The organism is Massilia sp. LC238, from assembly GCF_000735635.1.
In the GTDB taxonomy this organism is placed as follows: Bacteria; Pseudomonadota; Gammaproteobacteria; order Burkholderiales; family Burkholderiaceae_D; genus Telluria; species Telluria varians.
Genome location: NZ_JNNN01000016.1, coordinates 1 through 1,829, shown reverse-complemented (window position 1 = coordinate 1,829; position 1,829 = coordinate 1). Strand labels below are relative to the sequence as shown.

Annotated in this window: 1 protein-coding gene and 2 rRNA genes; 2 read left to right on the top strand and 1 reads right to left on the bottom strand. The window is 55.3% G+C overall.

Annotated features, from left to right (window positions below; translation table 11 throughout):
- Positions 1–4 precede the first annotated feature (4 nt).
- Positions 5–117 (top strand): 5S ribosomal RNA (rrf, locus tag FG94_RS03670).
- Positions 118–605: 488 nt separating this feature from the next.
- On the opposite strand, the gene FG94_RS03665 is transcribed toward rrf, so the two are convergent.
- Entirely contained in the window at positions 606–1,091 is a 486-nt protein-coding gene (locus FG94_RS03665; RefSeq protein ID WP_036207256.1) for a DUF6328 family protein, read from the bottom strand.
- A gap of 526 nt (positions 1,092–1,617) precedes the next feature.
- On the opposite strand from FG94_RS03665, the gene FG94_RS03660 reads away from it, so the two are divergent.
- A 16S ribosomal RNA gene (locus tag FG94_RS03660) occupies positions 1,618–1,829 on the top strand; the annotation flags it as partial.

Below are 1,829 nucleotides of genomic sequence, written 5' to 3'. Positions count from 1 at the left end.
AAAGCCTGATGACCATAGCAAGTCGGTCCCACCCCTTCCCATCCCGAACAGGACCGTGAAACGACTTTGCGCCGATGATAGTGCTGCAACCAGTGTGAAAGTAGGTTATCGTCAGGCTAGTTATATGCAAAGCCCGCTCAGTTAAGTCTGAGCGGGCTTTTTGCTTTTGTGGCTTATGCTCGAGAAGCTCCGGCCGCTCTGCAGCGAAGTGCGACTGCGCCGCCGGCGCCCGGCTTTGGGCAAAAAAAAGCCCCGGTCATGAACCGAGGCTTCCGCCCGACCGGTTTCCCGGCCAGGTCCCAGCTGTGCGACACCGCAACCCGGTGGGAGGCGTGCCGACTAGCCCGCCCTTGCCTTTACGCGCCGAAGTCGCCGGTACTTTGCACGGCTGGGCCAACACTCACCACCGTAATGCTCCCCCCGATATCGGAACTTCGGGTTGGTGAATGCAGCCCAGTTCAAAATACTCCCCGCGTCATGCAGGCTGACGTGCTTCGACCATAGTGCCAGGGCACGGTTCAATCGGATCCCGATTGATGTCGCAGCACTGATTATCCGGCTGCAAGAAAACTCATCTGTTCGACAACTCACATAAGCGAAAACGCTCAGGGACGCCGGTTTTTACGAGTCATTGCGCGCGCCCGGCGCGGGACGTAGAACCACAAACCCGACAATAGCAAGAGCGTTCCCAGCGCAGCGGCAACGCTGAGCATCATGCGTGCCGACATGCCCGCCGTGACGATATGAATGACCGTGAACATGTCCAGGGCCAGGCCGATTGCAAGCGGGCAGAGCGCACCGCGAATCATTACCGACGACAGCTTCACCATCGCCCCCGTGGCGTGGCCCCGGCAGGTGCGGTAGTAGATCGCCGGCGTCATGACCATGGCGACGGAAACGATCACCATGATGAGCGCCGCGGCATGGCAGGCCTTCGCGTAATACGCCAGCTCTTCGAAGCGATCGTTGAAGACCGCGATCGTCTGGAAACCAAACAAAGCCTGGACACCAGGAAGAACGACACGCGCCTCTTCAATAATATTGCGCATCTCTAGGTCATCTGGATCATTCGCCTGGTCAATTTTTTCCATGGTCAAACAGTACGCGGAAAACCTCCTTCCTTCAATGTCCACACGCCTAGACCCACTATGGAACGCGGAGGCCTGGACGCCAAGGAGAAGCTTGCAGCTTCCTTTGTACAGTCGCTTCCGGCCAACGATGCCCTTGCCGTTCCACACCGGGTTTGCTATAGTCTCGTTTCTCCGACGCACACCGCAGCTTTTACAGCAGCGACAGCGAAAGAGACGAGGGGTTGACGAGTTAAGCGAAACACTGCATAATCTCACTTCTCTGCTGCTGACGAACACAACGCTTCGTAAGGTGCAGCAAGGTAGTACAGAACAACGGTTCTTTAACAATCAACAGTCGATAAGTGTGGGCGTTTGATGAAGGTGCCGGCTGACTTGTTCAGCTGCATACTTAAATTATCAAATGTTCACAAAAGTATTAAGCGTTGTCTCAGCAATGAGATAACGGTCAGTATCTTGAGTGAGCGAAATCGATCCAGTGGATCGATTTCGAAAGCCGTAGCAATGCGGTTTTCGACAAACAGAGATTGAACTGAAGAGTTTGATCCTGGCTCAGATTGAACGCTGGCGGCATGCTTTACACATGCAAGTCGAACGGCAGCACGGGCTTCGGCCTGGTGGCGAGTGGCGAACGGGTGAGTAATACATCGGAACGTACCCAGAAGTGGGGGATAACGCAGCGAAAGTTGCGCTAATACCGCATACGTTCTACGGAAGAAAGTGGGGGATCTTCGGACCTCA

Coding starts and splice junctions, on each gene's coding strand:
- FG94_RS03665 (WP_036207256.1), bottom strand. CDS start 1,091: ATGGAAAAAATTGACCAGGCGAATGATCCAGATGACCTAGAGATGCGC.